Genomic DNA, 18,699 nt, shown 5'->3' with positions numbered 1-18,699 from the left:
CGGGGGCTCACGAGGACATGAACAGTCCGAAGCTCAGGCCCACGACGGCCAGGTAGGCGGCCGGGTAGAGCAGGCGCAGGCGGCGCTGGGCCTTCAGGGCGGCGGGGACCGCCCCGACCGCGACGGAGCGGTGGATCACGGTCACCGCGATCGTCGCCGCCGTCGCGGCCAGGAAGCCGACCATCGCGTGGCGGTCGACGATGGTGAGGTAGGCGACCTTGGGGAGGGCGAAGTCGACCGAGTAACCGAAGGCGAGCATCGCGATCAGCGTCCCCATGCACGTGCTGATCTGGGGCTGGAGGTTCGTCGGCTCGAACCAGAAGACGAGCGTGGGGATGAGCGAGAGGAGCGTCAACGGCAGCAGCACCCGCCAGACGTAGAAGGTGGACCGGCGTTTCGCCCGCACCAGGTACGCCACCACGGAGTACTCCTCGCCGTCGGGCCGATATCGCCGCGAGTCGACCCGGTAGGTCTGCTCCAGGAGCGACCAGTCGGTGATGGAGGCGTCGTCGTGCATGTGCATCGCTTCGGGGATCGGCGCGAAGCGGACCTTCGAGCGGTCGTGGAACAGCGAGATCCGGACGACGAGGTCCTGGGCGTCGAACGGGAACTTCCGCAGGTCGAGCGGCGTCGAGAACTTGCCGCTGATGATCGACCGGCTGGTCACGCGGCCGTCGGGGTCGACTTCGATCTCGGGCTCGCCGTGGGGCCTGGGCGCCTCGGCGGCGTTGTCGAAATTGAGTCGGGGCGTCCACATCCCGCCCCCGACGACCCCGCCCGCGAGCCGAGGGTCGCGCCAGCGCAGCTCCAGGTGGGCGGTGACGTCGAAGGTCTCCTCGCGGGCCGTGATCCGGCCGAAATCGACGATGTGGAACCCGACGCCGACCTCCACCGGACCTCCATCCGGGGTCGGGGGCGGTCCCGGCCTTCCGACGGGCTGCGACCAGGCCGTCGCCGAGAGTCCGACCATCATCGCCGCCGTCCACAAGCCTCGCATCGTCCCGACCCTCGCTGGACCGCACCACCCCACCTCGTCGCCCCTGGGTATTTGTAGGACACGAACGCGGCCGCGTCCCGGCCGGCCGGCGTGATAGGATGAGGCGACGGCGGCCCGGTCGGCGCCGCGAAGGCACGCGCCCGGATCGTGCGGGGCGAGGCGACCGGGCCGACGTCCCGCTTCGAGAGGCCCCGCGATGATCCAGTTCCTGGAAGGCGGCACCGACGCCGCGGCCCTGCTCCTGTTCGATCCCGAGGCGCTGCCGGACGACTTCGACGACCGGACCCGCGACGACCCCTCGGGCGCGATCGAGGAGGCCGTCGGCCTCGGGCGCGCCTTCCTGCTGACGACGGACGGCGACGGGGATTTCGCGCTGGGCGTCTGCGTCGGCGAGGGGCCGCCCGAGGAGCTGGAAGCGTTCCTGCGTCCCATCGGCGAGGTCGACCGATTCCCCGTCGTCGGCGGCTCCCTCCAGTTCGCTGGGGTCGAATACGCGTTCCGCCGCGACGACGCCGCGCTGGCGAAACATCCCCACATGGGCGGCTCGGCCGACGTCCCGCCGGGCGTGTATCGGCTCCGCGTGCATGAGGCGGACTATCCAGAAAGCTTCCTGGAGGAACGCATGCGGGGCCGCAGCTCGGCCGCCGGGCTCCGGCTCCTGTCGCTCATGAACCGCCGCCTCCTCCCCCTCGGGAGCCTCGGCGCGATCGTCGGGGTCGTCTCCCTCCTCTTCCTCGGCTGGCGCGATTGGCGCGCCACCGCCCTGCCCGTCTGCCTGGCGATGGTCCTTCCCGCCGTCCTGGTCTCGCGTCTGCGGACCTACCGGGAAGCCCGCGACGCCGGTCGGGAGATCGCCCGGGAACTCCCGGACTACTGGGCCGTACTGGAGCCCGTCGAGCCCGCCTGACGAGGATCGGAGCCCGTCAGGCGAAGTCGTCGAGGGGCTTGGGCTTGGGCTGGGGCCTCGCGACGGCGCGACCGGCCGCCGCCCACCACAGGACGATCGCCGTCGAGGCCAGGCAGGCGGCGAGGAGCATCCAGTCGACCCACCTGGGCCTGGGGCCGGCTTGGGACATCGCCACGGGCAGGACGATCGGGGGAACCACGAACGCGGCCACGACGAGCACCGTCCTCGAACTGACGCGTCCCAGCAGCCCCCCGAGCCGCGTCGCCGCCCAGAGCGGCGGCCCGAGAATCGCGCAGACCAGCAGCCAGCCCAGCTTCCCCAGAATCAGGACAGCCAGGGCGGCGACCGCCGCGATCAGCTCCAGGACGCCGGCCAGGATCAGGAACGTCCCGTCGCGCAGGCGGGCGAGGGCCCGGCCAACGCGGGGGACGTTCCGGCTCGTATCGGTCTTCAGCTTCATCGCGCGATCCTCCCGCTGGTGGTTCGTCGCCGTGGCGGGATTCTTGCGGCGAGAGTTCGGATTTCTCGACGACTCGCCGCGGCCCCCGCTCAGTAGGCGTCCGCGCTGACGACCTCGCTCCCGGAGCGGCTGGACATGGCCCGGTAGACGTCGAGGTTGATCGAGGACTTGAGGAACCGCACCGAGCCGTCGCCCAGGAGGGTGTTGATCCCGCCCGGGTGACGGCAGGCGGCGTCCTGGTCGTTCATGTCGCGAGAGTTGGGGACGTGGCTGGACTGGAAGAGGGTCGTGTGAGCGTGGTCGTCGTCCGGCTCCTCTTTCACGGCACCCATCCAGACGGTCTCGGCGTCGAAGTGGTCGTGCGAGCCGATCTCCACCGAGAACGTCCCGTTATGCCGCTCGGAGCCGGCGAGGGTCGTCGAGAGGCCGTCGGTCACCTCCGCGAAGCTCACGGCGCTGTTGCGGTAAAAGAGGCCCCGGCGGTCGGTCGGGTCGGCGTCCATGTTCCCCGGACCGAACGATGCGACGTAGCTCGATTTCGCATGCCGGAAGCCGTCGCGCTCCAGGAACCGACCCGGCGATGTCTCGTCGGACGGGCAGAGGAAGAAGCTGATCGGCGTCGCCGACGTGGTCGAGTTCGCCGCGTTCCAGAGCGGCACGCTGAAATTCGCCGAGTCGAACAAGGGCCGCTGCTCCACGCCCGACAGGATCATCGCCCCCCAGCCGAACCCGCCCCGCACATACCCCGGCGCGAAGACGTAACCCATCGGCAGGCGGTTGTGGGCGTCGTGATAACCGTGGAACGCCAGCCCGATCTGCTTCAGATTGTTCGTGCACGAGATCCGGCGGGCCGCCTCACGCGCCGCTTGCACCGCCGGCAGCAAAAGCGCGATCAGGACCGCGATGATCGCGATCACCACCAGCAGCTCGATCAGCGTGAAGCCGCGACGTCGCCCCATGAGACCGCATCCTCGGAGAACCGCACTTCGATCGGTAGCACGAATTAATTATCATTCATACGCGGTCCGCCCCCGTGTTTCAACGCCCGCGAGCGGGATTCCGCGGCCGTCGCGCGAGGGATTTGCATGCGACGGCCTGTTCGGGCGTGCGTGCGAGCCTGCTCGTGGCCGATCCGCGTTCATGGGAATTCGCACACTTGACCGCGTCCGGGCGTACACCTACTAGATTAAAGGGAAGAGAAGACGCAACGGAGCGGATGGAGAGGGAGGAGGCGAGGATGGCGGAACGACAGACGCTGCCGGTGCTCCCCTTGCGGGGGACGGTGATGTATCCCGGGCTGACGGTCCCGATCGGGGTCGGTCGGCCGGGGACCTTGCATGCGATCGAGGCGGCGTTGAAGGAGAACCGCGAGGTCTTCGCGGTCGCCCAGCGCGAGAACGTGGACGAGCCGACGACGGACCAGCTCTACACGATGGGGGTGGTCGGCAAGATCGGCCAGGTCCAGCGCGGGCTGGGGGGCGTCCAGCTCTTGCTCCAGGGGGAGCACCGCGCGGCGGTTCTGAACTATCACGACGGGGAGGAGTACCTCACGGCCGACGTCATGCCGATCGCCGAGGTGCCGCCGCTCGACGAGGGCGACGCCGCGTTCGTCGCGCTCTACAAGGAGACCCGTGAGCGGGCGATGGAGCTGGGCGAGCGCCGGGGGCTGCCCGACGAGGTGCTGCATCAGGTGCTCGACTCCGTGACCGAGCCCGGCCGGTTCGCCGACCTGGTCGCGGGCTACGTCGAGCTTCCCGTGATCGACAAGCAGCTCTTGCTGGAGACCCTGGGGGTCGAGGAGCGTCTGCGGCGGGTCTTGATCCAGGTCCAGCGCCAGATCGGCATGCTCGCGGCCCAGGCCGAGATCAAGTCGCAGGTGCAGGAGGAGCTGGGGGAGCGCCAGCGCGAGATGTTCCTGCGCGAGCAGCTCAAGGCGATCCAGAAGGAGCTGGGCGACGACGACCAGTCCCGCGAGCTGATCGAGCTGCGCGAGAAGCTCGGCAAGCTGGAACTCCCTCGCGAGGCCCGCGTCGAGGTCGAGCGCGAGCTGGGCCGGCTGGAGCGCTCGGGCCGCGAGTCGATGGAGGCGCAGGTCATCCGCACCTATCTGGAGTGGATCGCCGAGCTTCCCTGGACCGTCCGCTCCGACGACGACCTGGACCTCAAGCGCGCCGCCGAGGTGCTCGACGAGGACCATTACGGCCTGGAGGACGTCAAGGACCGCGTGCTCGAATTCCTGGCCGTCCGCCAGCTCCGCGCCCGGAAGCTGGCCGAGGAGGTCGCGGCCTCGGGCGAGTGCGCCAAGTCGAAGCTGAAGGAAGCCAACGAGACGGTCACGACGTCGCTCAACGGGGCGAAGCCCGACGACGAGAGTTCGATCACCGACGGCAAGGAGGCCAAGGCCAAGGCGATGGCCCGCGGCCCGATCCTGCTGTTCGTCGGCCCGCCGGGCGTCGGCAAGACGTCGATCGCCAAGTCGATCGCCCGCGCCCTGGGCCGGAAGTACATCCGCGCCGCGCTCGGCGGCATCCGCGACGAGGCCGACGTCCGGGGCCACCGGCGGACCTACGTCGGCGCCATGCCCGGCCGGATCATCCAGGGCCTCAAGCAGGTCGGGACCAAGAACCCCGTCTTCCTGCTCGACGAGGTCGACAAGCTCGGCGTCTCGTACCAGGGGGACCCCGCCAGCGCGCTGCTGGAAGTCCTCGACCCGGCGCAGAACGACACCTTCACGGACAACTATCTGAACGTCCCGTTCGACCTCAGCGAGGTCCTGTTCGTGGCGACGGCGAACTTCATCCAGAACATCCCCGGCCCGCTCCTGGACCGGATGGAGGTGGTGGACTTCGCCGGCTACACCGAGCGCGAGAAGGCCGAGATCGCCAAGACCTACCTGATCCCTCGCCAGCTCGAGGAGTCGGGCCTGTCGAGCGAGGAGGTGACGTTCACCGACGACGCCGTGACGACCCTGGTGAGCGAGTACACCCGCGAGAGCGGCGTGCGCCAGCTCGAACGCCAGGTCGGCGCCGTCGCCCGCAAGCTGGCGCGGAAGCTCGCCGCGGGCGAGCCGGCGGCCGGGACCATCGGGCCGGAAGCCGTCCACGACCTGCTGGGCCGCCCCAAGGTCCATCCCGAGCAGGCCGGCGCGGGCCCCGAGGTCGGCGTGGCGACCGGCATGTATTACACGCCGGCCGGCGGCGACATCATGTTCGTCGAGGCCGCCGTGCGCCGCCTCCAGGGGGCCAGGCCCCACGAGGGGGCCGACGGGTACGCCGGCCCCGGCAGCGTCTCCCTGATCCTCACCGGCCAGCTCGGCGACGTCATGAAGGAATCGGCGCGGGCCGCCGTGACCTACGCGACGGCCAACGCGCGGGCCCTGGAGTTCCCCGACGACCTGGGCGCGATCGAGGTCCACATCCACGTCCCGGCGGGCGCGATCCCCAAGGACGGCCCCTCGGCGGGCGTGGCGATGGCCGTGGCCATCGTCTCGGCCCTGACCAACCGACCCGTCCGCAGCGACGTCGCCATGACCGGCGAGACCACCCTGCGAGGACGCGTCCTCCCCATCGGCGGGGTCAAGGAAAAAGTCCTCGGCGCCCATCGCGCCGGAATCCGGGAGATCATCATCCCCAAGAAGAACGAGGCCGACCTCGACGACATCCCCGCCGACGTCCGCGAGGCCCTCGTCTTCCACTGCGTCTCCACCCTCGACGAGGCCTTCGCCATCGCCCTCCAACCGGCGGCCGCCCGGACCCCGGTCCTCGAACCCGTGGGCTGACGCCGAAGGCGGCCGAAAAAAGCCGTCGGTCTCTACGCCGGATGGGGAGCCCGGCCGCCCCATCCGGCGTCCTCGCGCGCCCGGCGGGAAATTGGCTTCGTTCGTCCGGCCTGAGGACGAACCCGATCGACGGAAATTATTGGTGCGTATGGGCTTGGTGTTGGTTTTTCGCCCGGGGATTGGGTTCGTTCGGCGCGCTTTGATGTCTTCTCGTCAGCTCGCGTCAACCGCTCCGACCCGCTCGCAGGCCGCCTCGGCGGGCCGAGGAGCTCAAAGAGAGGATGCCCCAGGCCGGGCGATTGCGTACACCGATGCCGAGATTCCGTCGCCGCCCTCCCCCCTTCTCCATGCCCAGCGGCCTTCCGAACTCAGCGAAGCCAACTCGTCGAGCACCAGCTTCGCCCCCGGACGAAACGCTCGCGGCCGCCTTGCGCGACGTGATCGCCGCCCGCATTGCCTTTCCAGGAATCCAGGCTAAACATGACGGAAATTTGTGCGGCCCCCTGGCGACCGCCTCGGCCTCCAAACCGGGTTCATGAGTTTCCCCGGGCGGCCTCCTTGAGGATCGCCTTGTCCAGGGCCAACTCGGCGAACGATGCCTTGAGCCGGGCGTTTTCTTTCTCCAGTTCCTCGAGTCGCTTCGCCTCGTCGGCCTTGTTGCCGCCGAACTGGTTGCGCCGGCGGTGATCGGTGGCCTCGGAGGTGCCCAGGGCCTTGCAGATCTCGGGGAAGGCCGTCGCCCTGGCGAGTCCGGCGTGGGCCTCGGGGAATTTGCAGACGATGGGCTCGGGCGTGTGTCGGGGGCGCTTCATCGGGAGTCATCCCCGCCCTTGAGGGCGGGGATGACTCCCAGACCAGATGGACCAGCCTCCGGGGAGCAGGTCATCGGGACCTAATCTGCGGCCGGCAGTCGCTTCGTCGAGCGGATGCTGACGACGATCGATTCCTGCCGCCGCCAGTCCCGAGACCTGCTCAACTTTCTCTTCGTCGCCATACGGTCCCATCGCTCAGGCCGCAAGCCGCCCTTCGCTCGGTTCCGCAGGGCGTGTTCGCCCACAATGGACCGGCCAAGCGCTTTACGCTTCAATTTCGCGGACCATTTTTATAATATCCATAACCCAATGGAAAAAATCTTCGGACAGTTTGCGATTGTCCCCTCCATCCCAACCATGAACGAATTCGACGATCGGGCACTCGCCATTCGGCAGCACCGTCGACGTGTCAATGCAATCATAGTTGCCGAATCCATCGTTTCTGATCGGCACCAGATGTCTAGGGAACCGAGTCGTCGTCCGGGATCTCAGCTCTTTAGCCAGCCACACGACGTCGCTGTGCTGAGGTCCGCCCAGTCCGAAAATGTCTTCCGAGGACACGTGCCCCGCACCGAATTCCCGAAGGAAGGCCCTGTAGGACGGTGGAAATGAAACTTGCAGATCTGCCTCGGCTGAGGTGATTGCGTCCGCGGGAACGCCACCGACAAACTCCGCATCCGCAATCCGACTGATTTCATTCCGCAGGTCTTTGATATCCATGTTTCTATTGCCCCAGAAATTCCCTTGAGCGTGATACCCAGTAACGTGACCGTTCGCCCGCAAAAACCGATCGATCGATTGGGGAAGGTCTAATGGGGTGTGGAATTGTATCGTGATACCTGCTACGGCGTGTTGACGGATTGAGCGAGCTTGCGGACGTGGATGAAGCCGAAGACGAGGCGGGCCACGCCGAGGTAGACGTCCTTCAACTTCTCATACCTCGTGGCGAAGCGGCGGAACTGCTTCGCCTTGGCGAAGGCCCGCTCGACCCGGTTGCGTTGCTTGTAGACCTCCCGCAGCTCGTCGTCCCAGGGCCAGGGCTCCTTGCGGTTGCTCCGATTCGGGATCACCGGCAGGGCGTCGAGGTCGTCCAGGACGACGTCCCGCACCGCGTCGGAGTCGAAGCCCTTGTCGCCCAGGACCTCGCGGACCGCGCCGACCGCGTCGCGGGCCTCGATCAGTACGCCCTTCGCCAGGGGCGCGTCGTTCCGCTGCCCCTCGGCGACGTCCAGGGCCACGACGCCGTCCTCGTCGCAGGCGACGGCGATCACCTTCGTCGAGAAGCCGCCGCGCGACCGGCCGAGGGCCTGCGCCTCGCCCCCCCCTTTTTTCGCGACGCCCCGGCGGCGTGCTGATGGGCCCGGACGACCGTCGAGTCGATCATCAGCCGCCGGGCGTCCTCGCACTCCGATCGCTCGGCCATCAGGTCGAACAGCTTCTTCAGCCGCCCGGAGTGGATCCAGCGCCGGAGCCGGTTGTAGACGGCGTCCCAGGCCCCGAACTCGGCCGGCAGGTCGCGCCAGGGGATCCCCGTGCGGGCCCAGTAGAGCACGGCCTCGAAGAACATCCGGTCGGGCAACTCCGGCTCCGGGCCCAGCTTCGAGCGGCAGCGTTCGACCATCGGGCCGAGGACGGCCCAGACCTCGTCGGTGATCAGGTATCGCATGGCGGGCGGCTCCGTCCTGGGTCGTCGATCCGCCCTAAACCCTTACCGAAACAGCCTCCGGACAGTCAACAGGCCCTAGTCAACTCTTCAAATGGACCGTGTGGATTTTGGTTCTGATGGTGAAGCTCTGCACGCAATCCATCATTGCCGATTGGGGGCCTGCCTTGTTCCATTGGCCTGCCCCCGAATTTTGATCCAAGGGTGATGAGAGTGCGGGGTCAAGCGCACGAGCGTACCGGAACGACGCCGACTCGAGCGCGGGGCGGATTCGGACGGCCGCCTCATAGTCCGCCGCGGCCCCTTCTAGCCCCCTCGCCTCATATCGGGCGCGGGCGCGGCGGAGAAGGGCCTTCGGGTCGTCTAACGGATTTCCTCTCCGGGGGTCGTGCGGGTTGGTCATGATGGGGAAGGCTCGCTTCGGCACCGGCCGGCCCGTTCGCTCCTCGTGCGTCCGAAGGGCCCAAGGGGAGTTTGCTGAACGCCGGGGTTCTCCACGGAAATCGCCGCGCCGAACCCCGGCGGGAAATACGGCTGCTCGATCGCCTTAGGCCAGCTTCCCCTCGCCAGGGGCTCTGTCGAAAAGCCGTCACCGGGGAGCTGGGGGCATGCGGGCCCGGAAACGGCCTTCCCCCTGGCGGGGAAAGGGGCCGCGAAGCGACCGATGAGGGGGAGACGCCCGCGGGGAGTTGAGGAGTTTGAAGCCCGGCCCGCATGACCGACGGCTTGAGAAGACCTCCGAGAGTCCTCGCGCTCGCCACTCCCTCGTCCGGCCTTCGGCCACCTTCCCCCGCGAGGGGGGAAGGGGTTGAGATGTCGGCGGGTTTCGAGGAAACGCCGTCAGGCGACGGGGAGCGTCGGCGTGGTGTGAAGGCTCGTGTCGTCGTCCTTCTTCATCTCGCCTTCGTCCTTGTCGTCGTCGTCATCGTCGTCGTCCGGCTTGGCCTTCTCGGACTTGGAGCCTTTCAGCTCTTCGAGGAGGCGGTCCATCTTGGCTTCGAGGGCGTCGAGGCGGCGGTCGGTCTCGGCGGGGCGACGGCCGCCTCCGAGGTGCAGGCCGGGTCCGCCGGGGCCGCGCATCGCGCCGGGACCCATACGAGGGCCGGGGCCGCCGGGGCCGCGCATCGCGCCGGGACCCATACGAGGGCCGGGGCCGCCAGGGCCGCCGGGGCCGCGCATCGGGCCGGGCCTGCGGGCTTCGCGGCCTCCTCGTTCTTTTAGCTGGAGATCGCGCTGGGCCTCGCGAAGCTGCTGCTGAAGCTCGCGGACACGGTCGCGGGTCCTGGCCAGCTCGTCGCCTTCGGCCGCGGCTTCGTCGCGGTCGTTGTCGCCTTCGGGCCTGGCTTCGTCTCCGGGCATCTCGTCGTCGCCGCGGAGGCGTTCGCGTTCGGCTTCGTAGCGGTGGCGGAGGGCTTCGCGGGCCTCGCGGCGGGATTCTTCCAGGCTGTCGCGCAGCTCCTCCTGGGCCTGGCGGAGGGCTTGACGCGCCTCGCGGTCGACCGGGCCCCCCTCCTCGAAGGCGCGCTTCAGGTCCTCGCGGGCCTTCTCGATCGCGGCCTTGACGTCGTCCGCCGACACCTCGTCCTGCTTGAGGGTCTCGCCGATGGCCGTGGCGGCCTCGCCGAACGCCTTGCGGACCTCCTCGGCGACCGGCGCGGCCTCGTTGGTCAGGCGTTCGGTAAGCTCCTGGATGCGCCGGGCGAGTTCGTCGGCGGCGGCTTCGGGCTCGTCCTGGTCGTCGGGCGGCTCAGGGGGCTTCGGCGGTTTTGGGGGTTCGGGGCCGCCGGGGGGGCCGGGGCCTCGGGGTGCTCGCGGGGCGGGCCGGGGTCCTCGAACGACCGGGCGATGACCGCCGGGGCGAACAGGACGGCCAGACCGAGCAGCCCGAACCCTCCCATCTTCTTCAACTTGCTCGAAACCTTCGGACGGGCGTGCATGTTCGTCCTCTCCTGGATGGATGGGGTCGCTCCGATCCGGCCGCGCCGGGGCGCGGTCGTCGGACGTCGTCGCACGAATGGAAGCGTCGCGAAGGCGGGCGCGAGCCTGAAGGGCCGCGCGCCGTCTCCGTCCACGATGGAATTCCGGCGCGGCCGCGTCAAGGTCGTCCGGCCCCGACCGGGTGCTCCTCCACCCAAGGCATTCGCCGCGCCGCCGCCATTCTTCAGTTCGAATCGCCGACCGAGGGGCGTCAGGCGATCCCGAGGAGCTTCTCGACGGCCAGGCCGATGTCGGGCGAGCGCATCAGGGACTCGCCGACGAGGACGGCGTGGACGCCCGCCGCTTCCAGCCGCTCGACCTGGGCGCGGTCGTGGATGCCGCTCTCGCTGACCAGGAGCACGCCGTCGGGGACCTGATCGCGGACCCGCAAGGTCCGTTCGAGGTCGGTGGTGAAGGTGTGCAGGTCGCGATTGTTGACGCCGATCAGGTCGGCCCCGGCGGCCAGGACGCGGGGGAGGTTGGCCGGGTCGTGGAACTCCACGAGGGCCGCCATGCCCAGCTCGCGGGCCCGCTCCAGGAGCCGGGCCATGGTCGCGTCGTCGAGGATCTCGGCGATCAGCAGGATCGCGTCGGCCCCGGCCACGCGGGCCTCGACGACCTGATACTCGTCGATCAGGAAGTCCTTGCGCAGAAGGGGGATCGCCACCGAGGCCCGGATCCGCGCCAGGTACGACAGGTGGCCCTGGAAGTAGGGGACGTCGGTCAGCACGCTGAGGCAGGACGCGCCGTGGTCCTGATAGGCGCGGGCGATCGAGACCGGCTCGAAGTCCTCGCGGATCACCTTGACGGAAGGGCTGGCCTTCTTGACCTCGGCGATCAGCGAGATCGCCCCCCGGCCGTCCAGCGCCGCGCGGAAATCGCGGACCGGCGGGGCCTCGGCGGCCTGGGCTTCCAGCTCCTCCAGCGGCATCCGACGACGGTCGCGGGCCACCTCGCGGCGCTTCGATTCGACGATTTCATCCAGGATGCTTGCGGCCATTGGTTCGTCTTGCCGTCAAAAAGTCGTGATTGTTCGAGATGGGGTCCCGAGGCCTTGCGAGCGAAACCGCCGATTTGAGTCTGGCTAAAATGCGTGGACTGAGAGGCTTGTGTCGGTGCCGCGGGTTAATCGCGGAAAACTTCGACTTGACGTCTTGCGAAGCCGGTAATCATCCCGCTAAAGTCGGCGGCACCATCAAAGGCCGCAAGATCAGGGTGTTTTCCCTTTCCCCCAGGCCGTCGGCGCAAGCGACGCCTGGCCAGCTTAGCGAATCGCGAGGTTTCCAGCAAACACGGACGTACACGGAGCATCGGACGGATCAGGAACTTCGCGGGCCCGCGGAGCGCCCCCGACCGGAGCGCGAGATAAGGACATCAGGATGAGCACCATCGCGTATTGCCCGAACCCCTCGTGCGGCCGCCTCTCGCATCTGGGGGACGACCCGCTGGGCCGGATCTTCCGCTGCCCGCGCTGCCTGACGAAGCTCCGCGCCGGCGAGTCGGCGGCGTCCGATTCGGGATGGACCGTCGCGGCGACCCCGCCGCGGCGAGCCCGGGCCGCTTCGCGGTCGTTCTCGGCCGTCCCCCGAGGCGCGGGGTTCGGCTCCGGTTTCGGTTCGGGCGGGGTGGCCGTGCTGGCCCCGCCGGCCCCGCCGGCCGCTCGGGTTTCGTCGGAGAGCGGCGAGTTCCTGGCGGGGGCGTTCGACCCCGGCGACGACTTCGACGAGCCCTGGGACGACCTGGCCGAGGCGGCCTCGGGCTTCGGCTGGAATGAGAGCTCGTACTCGGTCCCGGCGGTGGGTCAGGCGGACGCTTCGCGGACGGGGGCGTTCGCGGCCCCGAGGCGGCTGGAGCGGGGGTTGGAGCGTCGGGCTTCGGCGGCGGGCGACGAGCGAGGCCTGGCCCGGTTCCGGATCATGAGCCTGCTGGGCGAGGGTCGCCACGCGACGGTCTATCGCGCGTTCGACCCGACCCTGGAGCGGCAGGTGGCGCTCAAGCTGATGCGCGACGAGGCCCCGCGGTCGTCTCGGGCCCAGGAGCGGTTCCTGGGCGAGGCCCGCGCGCTGGCGAGGCTGAAGCACCCGGGGATCGTCTCGATCTTCGAGGCGGGCCGCGACGGCGACCGGCTTTATCTGGCGCTCGACCTGATCGAGGGCCGGGGCCTGTCGGACGTGCTGGCCGAGGGCCGGCTCTCGCACCGTCGGGGGGCGGAGATCGTCGCCGACCTGGCCGAGGCCCTGGCGTACGCGCACGGCCTGGGGATCGTCCACCGCGACGTCAAGCCGGCCAACGTCCGGATCGACGCCCGGGGGGGCGTCCACCTGATGGACTTCGGGATCGCCCACCGCCCGGATTCGCCCGACGCCGCGTCGGCGACGACCTCGGCCTCCGGGGCGATCGTGGGGACTCCGGCCTATCTCGCCCCCGAGCAACTGGCGGGCGAGCGCCGGGAGGCCTTGCCGGCGAGCGACCAGTACAGCCTGGGCGCCGTGCTGTACGAGCTGCTCTGCGGCCGGCCGCCGTTCGACGGCCCGGCGTCGTCGGTGCTCGCCCGCACGGCGGCCCACGAGCCCCCCTGCCCGACCGCCGTCGACCTCCGGGTCCCCCGGCCGCTGGCCGAGATCTGCCGCCGGGCGACCGCCAAGAAGCCCGAGCGCCGGTACGCCTCGTGCCAGGACCTCGCCGCCGACCTCCGCCGCTGGCTCCGCGGCGAACGCCCCCAGGGCCGCCGCCTGGGCTGGTTCGCCTGACCGTCGGGCGTCGGCCCGATCCAGGTGCGACCCGGTCGGCGATTGACGTCTTTATGCGATTGACGTTTTTTCATGGGGCGAGTTGGCTCGACGGCCGGGGCGCACGATATTACGGGGGAGGAGGGACGCCCCCATGATGATCGACACCGAGACCAGTGCGACGCGGCCTTGTTCGGTCCCGTCGACCTGCGTGGAATCGAGGACGCCGAGGCTCCTGGTCGTGGACGACTCGGAGTTCGAGCGGCGCTGCATCGCGCGGCTGCTCCGGGGCTTCGAGGGCCTGGACGTCGCCTTCGCGACGGGGGCCGTCGCCGCGCTGGAGGCCATCGAGGGCGACCCGCCGGACCTCGTCTTGACCGACCTGGTCATGCCCGACATGGACGGCCTGGAGCTGGTGCGTCGGGTGCGCGAGTCGAACCCCGGGCTGCCGATGATCCTGATGACGGCGTTCGGCGGCGAGGACGCGGCCGTCGAGGCGCTCCGCGCCGGCGCGGCCGACTACCTCCCCAAGTCCCGGCTGGAGAAGGATCTGGCGACGACCCTGCGGCGCGCGCTGGACGTCTTCGCCTTCGACTCCCGCCGCCATCGCCTGATGCAGCGGCTGCGGAGCCGGACTTCGACGTTCGAGCTGGACAACGACCCCGAACAGATCGGGATGCTGGCCCACGTGCTCGTCGAAGACGTCGGCGCGCTCGGGTACCTGGACCGCTCGGCGCGGATCCGGCTGCGGGTCGCGCTCCAGGAGGCGCTGGTCAACGCCCTCTATCACGGCAATCTCGAGGTGGACTCGGAGCTGCGGCAGGAGGACGAAGCGATCTTCCACTCCCTGGCCGCCGTCCGTCGCGGCCAGGAGCCCTACCGGTCGCGCCGGCTGCTCGTGCGGATCGTGCTCGACCGTCGCGCGGCCGTCTTCGAGATCGCCGACGAAGGGCCCGGTTTCGACACCAGCCGAGCCGACCGCCAGATCGAGATCGAGGACCTGAATCGCATCGGCGGCCGGGGGCTGCTCCTGATGCGGACCTTCATGGACCAGGTGACGCACAACGCGCGGGGCAACGTCGTCACCATGACGATGCGGTTCGCCGCGGGCCGATCCGAGAGGTAAGCGGAGCGGAGCGGAGCGAGCCGGCCCGGGGCGGGCGTTCACGTCGAGAGCGGCTCGTCGGCCTGGGGCTCCAGGTCGGCCCCGGCGACCGAGAGCTCGGCGGCCGGGGACTCGGCCTCGATGAAGTCGTTGAAGGGCTCCTCGATGGATTCCCGGAGCCGCTGCCGGGTCGGGTCGCCCATGGCCTCGGGCCAGATGTAGAAGCCCCCCTTCCACGAAGGGGGGATCTCCCAGGTGCCCCAGATCCCCTTGCCCTCGTTGTAGCCCTGATAGAAGACGTCGTGCTTGCCGATGAACCGCTTGGTCCACCAGCACTTGCCGTCCTCGACCTGATACTTGCCCCGGATCAGGAAGTCGCCGATCAGGTCGCGCCCTTCGCCGGTCATCACGCCGTTCTTGAACGTCAGGCGGAGTTCCATCCCGTGCTTGCCGGGGGGGATCTCGGCCTGGAGGAAGTAGCCGACCCAGGGGCCGGACGGGAACCGCGAGTCGGGCTCCAGGTCGAGGTCGTCCTCCTCCGGAATGGGGTCCTTCGAACGCGGGTCGTTGCTCATGGCAATCCTCGGGGCAAGGCGAAGGCGAAAGCGGCGAGGGGACCGTCCCCGTCGGGCTCGGCATTCCGACGTCGCGCGGGGCTCTCGGAATTCGATCATGCAAGCGACGGGCCGCAGCGCGACGAAGCGCGGGCCGCCCGTCGATTGATGAGGTATTCCGGAACCTCCCGCCGACAAGAGGGAAAACCGCAAGGTTGCTCCGACGCCCCCGGCCCACCTATGATCTCAGGTGGGCTCTTCTTTCGCTTCGAAGCGCGACCGCGCGGGGCCTCTCGGGTCGGATAGGGTCTGGGCGTCGGGGCGGCGATGGACGAGGAACGGTCGAAAAGCCCGGAGGGCGCCGCGCGTCCCGGGGGGATGCGGCCCGCGCGCGAGGCGGCGCGGGTGGGGGTCCGGGTCGACGGGCCGGAAGGCCCTTGCGAGCGCGACGACTGGGTGGCCGTCGAGGAGCCCCTGGAGATCCGCGCGAGCGGTCCCGGCCAGGCGCCCACGAGCGTGGCGGTGACGATGCGGACGCCCGGCCGCGACTTCGAGCTGGCCGTGGGCTTCCTCCGCACCGAGGGGCTGCTCGGCCCCGAGGACGAATCCCCGCCCCCGGTCGAGGCCCCGTCGCGGGGCTGCAACCTCGTCCACGTCGCCCTGGCGCGGCCGTTCGACGCCTCGTCCCTGAAGCGGAACTTCTTCGCCACGTCGAGCTGCGGGATCTGCGGCAAGGCGGCCCTCGACCAGGTGGCGGTGCGCTGCGCCCCGGTCTCGCCGGGGCCGACGGTGGGGCGATCGGCGCTGCTGGGCCTGCCGGACGCCCTCCGCGGCTCGCAGCGGGCCTTCGACCGGACCGGGGGCCTGCACGCCGCCGGCCTGTTCGACGCCTCCGGGCGGCTGCTGGCGGCCCGCGAGGACGTGGGCCGGCACAACGCCGTCGACAAGCTCGTGGGCCGGACCTTCCTCGACGGCGAACTCCCCCTCTCCGGCCGGATCCTGCTCGTCTCCGGGCGGACCAGCTTCGAAATCTTGCAAAAGGCGGCCGTCGCCGGCCTGCCGATCGTCTGCGCCGTGTCGGCCCCGTCGAGCCTGGCGGTGTCGGTCGCCGACCGGCTGGGGATCACCCTGGTCGGCTTCCTGCGCGGCGATCGCTTCAACGTCTACACCCACCCCGGACGCATCGACTCGGGGAATGGAGAGGAGATCGCTCATGGCGGTTGACGAGACGAAGCCGAGGGATGCGATCGAGGAAACCGAGGAAACGTCCGCCCGGGGGCCCATCGAGCTGGCGAAGGTGGACGTCCGGCCCTATCACCACGCGGCGGCGGGCGTCGGGGCGATCGTCCACTCGACGGCGATGGCGCTGCCGCAACTGGGGGTGATCCGGTCGGTGGCGATGTCCCTGAAGATCAACCAGGTCGAGGGCTTCGACTGCCCGAGCTGCGCCTGGAGCGAGGCCGGCGCGGACCGCCGCGAGACCTTCGAGTTCTGCGAGAACGGGGTCAAGGCGGTCGCCGCCGAGGCCACCCGTCGCCGCGTCACGCCCGACTTCTTCCGCAAGCATTCCGTCGAGGAGCTTCGCGCCCGGAACGACCACTGGCTGGAGGACCAGGGGAGGCTGACGCACCCGATGCACCTGGCCCCCGGCGCCGATCACTACGCGCCGATTTCCTGGGAAGACGCCTTCGCCCTGATCGGCCGCGAACTGAAGGCGCTGGGCTCGCCCGACGACGCGGTCTTCTACACCTCGGGGAGGACCAGCAACGAGGCCGCCTTCCTGTACCAGCTCTTCGTCCGCCGGTTCGGCACCAACAACCTCCCCGACTGCTCGAACATGTGCCACGAGTCGACGAGCTTCGGCCTCCAGGAGCAGCTCGGCGTCGCCAAGGGGATGGTGACGCTCGACGACTTCGAGCTGGCCGACGCCATCTTCATGATCGGCCACAACCCGGGGACGAACCACCCCCGGATGCTGACGACCCTGGCGAACGCCGCCAAACGAGGCTGCCGGATCGTGGCCGTCAACCCGCTCCGCGAGCGCGGGCTGGAGCGGTTCGCGCACCCGCAGCACCCGATGGACATGCTCCACGGCGGCACGCCGATCGCCGAGATGTACCTGAGCGTCCGCGTCGGCGGCGACATCGCGCTCCTGAAGGGGATCATGAAGGAGGTCGTCGAGGCCGAGCGTCGGAACCCCGGCCAGGTGCTCGACCTGCCGTTCATCCGGGACCACGCGTCGGGCTTCGACGAGTTCCTGGCCGACCTCCACGCGACCCCCTGGGACGCGATCCTCGCCTCCTGCGGCGTCGACCGCGAGTCGATCCGCAAGGCGGCCGAGATCTACATCACGTCCGACCGCGTCATCGCCTGCTGGGGGATGGGGGTGACGCAGCACCGTCACGGCGTGGCGAACGTCCAGTCGATCGCGAACCTGCTGCTCCTCCGGGGCAACATCGGCCGCCCCGGCGCGGGGGCCTGCCCGATCCGGGGGCACAGCAACGTCCAGGGCGACCGGACGATGGGGATCTTCGAACGCCCCGCCGCCGGGTTCCTGGACCGCCTGGGCCAGAACTTCGGCTTCGAGCCCCCGCGCGAGCACGGCTACAGCGTAACCCAGGCGATCCGGGCGATGCACGAGGGCAAGGTGGGCGTCTTCTTCGCGATGGGGGGCAACTTCCCGGTCGCCTCGCCCGACACGGCCTACACCGCCGAGGCCCTCTCCCGGTGCCGGCTGACGGCCTACGTCGCCACCAAGCTGAACCGAGGGCACCTGACCACCGGCCGCGAGTCCCTGATCCTCCCCTGCCTCGGCCGCACCGAGCTGGACGAGCAGGCGGCCGGCCGCCAGTTCGTCACGGTCGAGGACTCGATGAGCGTCGTCCACGCCTCGCACGGGGGCCTGACGCCGGGCTCGCCGATGCTCCGCAGCGAGCCCTGGATCGTCGCGAAGCTGGCCCAATCCGTCCTGGGCAAATCGGACCCCGTCGACTGGGACGCGCTCGTCGCCGACTACGACCGCATCCGCGACCTGATCGAGAAGACGATCCCCGGTTTCCACGACTTCAACGCCCGGGTCCGCCGCCCCGGCGGCTTCACCCTGATCAACCCCGCCGCCGAGCGCCGGTTCGTCACCACGACCGGCAAGGCCCGGTTCATGACCCAGCCGATCCCCGCCGACGAGCGGACCCCCGGCCGGCTGCTGCTGGCGACGATCCGCAGCCACGACCAGTTCAACACCACGATCTACGGCTTCGACGACCGCTACCGGGGCGTCTACAACGCCCGCCGCGTCGTCTTCCTGAACGCCCTCGACGTCGCCCGCCTCGGCCTGGTCGACCGCCAGGTCGTCGACCTGATCGGCGAATACCAGGGCCAGACCCGCCTCGCCCCCCGCTTCGCCGTCGTCGTCCACGACATCCCCGAAGGCTGCGCCGCCGCCTACTACCCCGAGACCAACCCCCTGATCGCCGTCGACGACGTCGACCCCCACAGCCTGACCCCCTCCTCCAAATCCGTCGTCATCCGCGTCGTCCCCACCACCCACCCGGCGGAGGCGTGAGGGCGGGGCGTGACGGCGGAATCGTTCATCCCCCCGTTGGCCAAGCAGTCAAGAGGTTGATCGGGGGGAGAGACTGCGAGGGGGTGACCTTGGGTTTGTCGCGACGAGACTGTCACGGCCATGCGTAGACGACTGGGATGTCCGGATGATCGGGG

General features: G+C 69.7%; 16 protein-coding genes and 1 pseudogene. 6 read left to right on the top strand and 11 right to left on the bottom strand.

Features of this window, described 5'->3' with window-relative positions:
* Nucleotides 1–7: 7 nt before the first annotated feature.
* Nucleotides 8–997, bottom strand: a complete 990-nt coding sequence (locus VT85_RS27550) for a hypothetical protein (protein WP_156512795.1) — start codon at nt 995–997, stop codon at nt 8–10.
* 196 nt (nt 998–1,193) lie between these two features.
* Between VT85_RS27550 and VT85_RS27545 the strand changes: the two genes are divergently transcribed.
* Nucleotides 1,194–1,904, top strand: a complete 711-nt coding sequence (locus tag VT85_RS27545) for a hypothetical protein (protein WP_068414313.1) — start codon at nt 1,194–1,196, stop codon at nt 1,902–1,904.
* A 16-nt stretch (nt 1,905–1,920) separates the two neighbouring features.
* On the opposite strand, the gene VT85_RS10365 is transcribed toward VT85_RS27545, so the two are convergent.
* Together VT85_RS10365 and VT85_RS10360 are read right to left on the bottom strand one after the other, a co-directional pair.
* Nucleotides 1,921–2,364 (bottom strand): hypothetical protein, encoded by a 444-nt coding sequence (locus VT85_RS10365; RefSeq protein ID WP_068414310.1) that lies wholly within the window; start codon nt 2,362–2,364, stop codon nt 1,921–1,923.
* Between the two features lie 89 nt (nt 2,365–2,453).
* Nucleotides 2,454–3,323 (bottom strand): DUF1559 domain-containing protein, encoded by an 870-nt coding sequence (locus VT85_RS10360; protein ID WP_068414307.1) that lies wholly within the window; start codon nt 3,321–3,323, stop codon nt 2,454–2,456.
* Between the two features lie 278 nt (nt 3,324–3,601).
* Here VT85_RS10360 and lon point away from each other — a divergent pair, with 278 nt between their 5' ends.
* Nucleotides 3,602–6,142, top strand: a complete 2,541-nt coding sequence (gene lon, locus VT85_RS10355; protein WP_068421779.1) for an endopeptidase La — start codon at nt 3,602–3,604, stop codon at nt 6,140–6,142.
* A gap of 533 nt (nt 6,143–6,675) precedes the next feature.
* On the opposite strand, the gene VT85_RS30000 is transcribed toward lon, so the two are convergent.
* The 7 genes and pseudogenes from VT85_RS30000 to trpC form a co-directional block, all read right to left on the bottom strand.
* On the bottom strand, nt 6,676–6,954 hold the full coding sequence (locus tag VT85_RS30000) for a hypothetical protein (protein WP_068414300.1): 279 nt from the start codon (nt 6,952–6,954) through the stop codon (nt 6,676–6,678).
* Nucleotides 6,955–7,218: 264 nt separating this feature from the next.
* A complete protein-coding gene (locus VT85_RS26690; RefSeq protein WP_082858507.1) occupies nt 7,219–7,674 on the bottom strand; it encodes an SMI1/KNR4 family protein in 456 nt (151 codons plus the stop codon).
* A gap of 173 nt (nt 7,675–7,847) precedes the next feature.
* A pseudogene (locus tag VT85_RS26685) lies at nt 7,848–8,620 on the bottom strand (IS5 family transposase); the annotation flags it as partial.
* 65 nt (nt 8,621–8,685) lie between these two features.
* Nucleotides 8,686–8,793: an HNH/ENDO VII family nuclease gene (locus tag VT85_RS29995; RefSeq protein ID WP_082858505.1), complete on the bottom strand. Its 108-nt coding sequence runs from the start codon at nt 8,791–8,793 to the stop codon at nt 8,686–8,688.
* A 664-nt stretch (nt 8,794–9,457) separates the two neighbouring features.
* Entirely contained in the window at nt 9,458–10,195 is a 738-nt protein-coding gene (locus tag VT85_RS10335) for a hypothetical protein (protein ID WP_068414293.1), read from the bottom strand.
* A gap of 89 nt (nt 10,196–10,284) precedes the next feature.
* Nucleotides 10,285–10,554 (bottom strand): hypothetical protein, encoded by a 270-nt coding sequence (locus VT85_RS27540; RefSeq protein ID WP_156512793.1) that lies wholly within the window; start codon nt 10,552–10,554, stop codon nt 10,285–10,287.
* Nucleotides 10,555–10,805: 251 nt separating this feature from the next.
* Nucleotides 10,806–11,594, bottom strand: coding sequence for an indole-3-glycerol phosphate synthase TrpC (trpC, locus tag VT85_RS10325; RefSeq protein ID WP_068414283.1), 789 nt, complete (start codon nt 11,592–11,594; stop codon nt 10,806–10,808).
* A gap of 379 nt (nt 11,595–11,973) precedes the next feature.
* Between trpC and VT85_RS10320 the strand changes: the two genes are divergently transcribed.
* The gene (locus VT85_RS10320) at nt 11,974–13,344 is read left to right on the top strand and encodes a serine/threonine-protein kinase (protein WP_068414280.1); all 1,371 of its coding nucleotides are present in this window, start codon (nt 11,974–11,976) and stop codon (nt 13,342–13,344) included.
* Between the two features lie 133 nt (nt 13,345–13,477).
* Nucleotides 13,478–14,449: a response regulator gene (locus tag VT85_RS10315; RefSeq protein ID WP_068414279.1), complete on the top strand. Its 972-nt coding sequence runs from the start codon at nt 13,478–13,480 to the stop codon at nt 14,447–14,449.
* 38 nt (nt 14,450–14,487) lie between these two features.
* Here VT85_RS10315 and VT85_RS10310 read toward each other — a convergent pair whose 3' ends face one another.
* Complete coding sequence (locus VT85_RS10310) at nt 14,488–15,003, bottom strand: hypothetical protein (RefSeq protein ID WP_068414275.1); 516 nt, start codon at nt 15,001–15,003, stop codon at nt 14,488–14,490.
* 357 nt (nt 15,004–15,360) lie between these two features.
* Between VT85_RS10310 and fdhD the strand changes: the two genes are divergently transcribed.
* Entirely contained in the window at nt 15,361–16,206 is an 846-nt protein-coding gene (gene fdhD / locus VT85_RS10305; RefSeq protein ID WP_068414269.1) for a formate dehydrogenase accessory sulfurtransferase FdhD, read from the top strand.
* Complete coding sequence (locus VT85_RS10300) at nt 16,196–18,544, top strand: FdhF/YdeP family oxidoreductase (RefSeq protein ID WP_082858504.1); 2,349 nt, start codon at nt 16,196–16,198, stop codon at nt 18,542–18,544. The genes fdhD and VT85_RS10300 overlap by 11 nt, the downstream gene beginning before the upstream one ends.
* Nucleotides 18,545–18,699: the final 155 nt, after the last annotated feature.

It is taken from the genome of Planctomyces sp. SH-PL62 (assembly GCF_001610895.1).
Lineage (GTDB): Bacteria > Planctomycetota > Planctomycetia > Isosphaerales > Isosphaeraceae > Paludisphaera.
The sequence above is the reverse complement of the archived record's forward strand: the minus strand, read 5'-3'. Positions and strand labels throughout refer to the sequence as shown.

What these genes read in the sequence shown, in the direction of transcription:
- VT85_RS27550 (WP_156512795.1), bottom strand. Translation starts at nt 997, where the DNA reads ATGCGAGGCTTGTGGACGGCGGCGATGATGGTCGGACTCTCGGCGACG.
- VT85_RS27545 (WP_068414313.1), top strand. Translation starts at nt 1,194, where the DNA reads ATGATCCAGTTCCTGGAAGGCGGCACCGACGCCGCGGCCCTGCTCCTG.
- VT85_RS10365 (WP_068414310.1), bottom strand. Translation starts at nt 2,364, where the DNA reads ATGAAGCTGAAGACCGATACGAGCCGGAACGTCCCCCGCGTTGGCCGG.
- VT85_RS10360 (WP_068414307.1), bottom strand. Translation starts at nt 3,323, where the DNA reads ATGGGGCGACGTCGCGGCTTCACGCTGATCGAGCTGCTGGTGGTGATC.
- lon (WP_068421779.1), top strand. Translation starts at nt 3,602, where the DNA reads ATGGCGGAACGACAGACGCTGCCGGTGCTCCCCTTGCGGGGGACGGTG.
- VT85_RS30000 (WP_068414300.1), bottom strand. Translation starts at nt 6,954, where the DNA reads ATGAAGCGCCCCCGACACACGCCCGAGCCCATCGTCTGCAAATTCCCC.
- VT85_RS26690 (WP_082858507.1), bottom strand. Translation starts at nt 7,674, where the DNA reads ATGGATATCAAAGACCTGCGGAATGAAATCAGTCGGATTGCGGATGCG.
- VT85_RS29995 (WP_082858505.1), bottom strand. Translation starts at nt 8,793, where the DNA reads ATGGAACAAGGCAGGCCCCCAATCGGCAATGATGGATTGCGTGCAGAG.
- VT85_RS27540 (WP_156512793.1), bottom strand. Translation starts at nt 10,554, where the DNA reads ATGCACGCCCGTCCGAAGGTTTCGAGCAAGTTGAAGAAGATGGGAGGG.
- trpC (WP_068414283.1), bottom strand. Translation starts at nt 11,594, where the DNA reads ATGGCCGCAAGCATCCTGGATGAAATCGTCGAATCGAAGCGCCGCGAG.
- VT85_RS10320 (WP_068414280.1), top strand. Translation starts at nt 11,974, where the DNA reads ATGAGCACCATCGCGTATTGCCCGAACCCCTCGTGCGGCCGCCTCTCG.
- VT85_RS10315 (WP_068414279.1), top strand. Translation starts at nt 13,478, where the DNA reads ATGATGATCGACACCGAGACCAGTGCGACGCGGCCTTGTTCGGTCCCG.
- VT85_RS10310 (WP_068414275.1), bottom strand. Translation starts at nt 15,003, where the DNA reads ATGAGCAACGACCCGCGTTCGAAGGACCCCATTCCGGAGGAGGACGAC.
- fdhD (WP_068414269.1), top strand. Translation starts at nt 15,361, where the DNA reads ATGCGGCCCGCGCGCGAGGCGGCGCGGGTGGGGGTCCGGGTCGACGGG.
- VT85_RS10300 (WP_082858504.1), top strand. Translation starts at nt 16,196, where the DNA reads ATGGCGGTTGACGAGACGAAGCCGAGGGATGCGATCGAGGAAACCGAG.